Source organism: Nostoc sp. 2RC, from assembly GCF_014222165.1.
Classification (GTDB): domain Bacteria; phylum Cyanobacteriota; class Cyanobacteriia; order Cyanobacteriales; family Nostocaceae; genus Nostoc; species Nostoc linckia.
The window spans coordinates 1-261 of the sequence record NZ_JACKZU010000841.1 but is presented as its reverse complement, the minus strand read 5'-3'; the positions used below and the strand labels follow the sequence as shown (position 1 = coordinate 261).

At 65.9% G+C, this 261-nt stretch carries 1 pseudogene; it reads right to left on the bottom strand.

Features of this window, described 5'->3' with window-relative positions:
* Window positions 1-261, bottom strand: a pseudogene (locus GNE10_RS35205) (shikimate dehydrogenase); the annotation flags it as partial.

The following is a 261-nucleotide window of genomic DNA, read 5'->3' as shown; positions in this document are numbered from 1 at the left end:
GGGTGTTGACGGCACCGAGCCGTTTCGCGCGCGGCGTCAAGTTCGGTACGAGCCGGCATACCTCTTCCTTGTGGGGCAGGGTCACGTTGCCACCCGTGAACCCGCGCTCCCGAAAGGTGGCGATGAACTCCGCCAGCGACTCGGGCGGGACGTCGATCCGCTCGTAGGAACCGGAGACACCGTGCTGACGGAGCCAGTATCCGTGAATGAGCGGCGAGCGCGAATGCGCGATCGGGTGCCCGATGACGAAGGCCTTCGTCA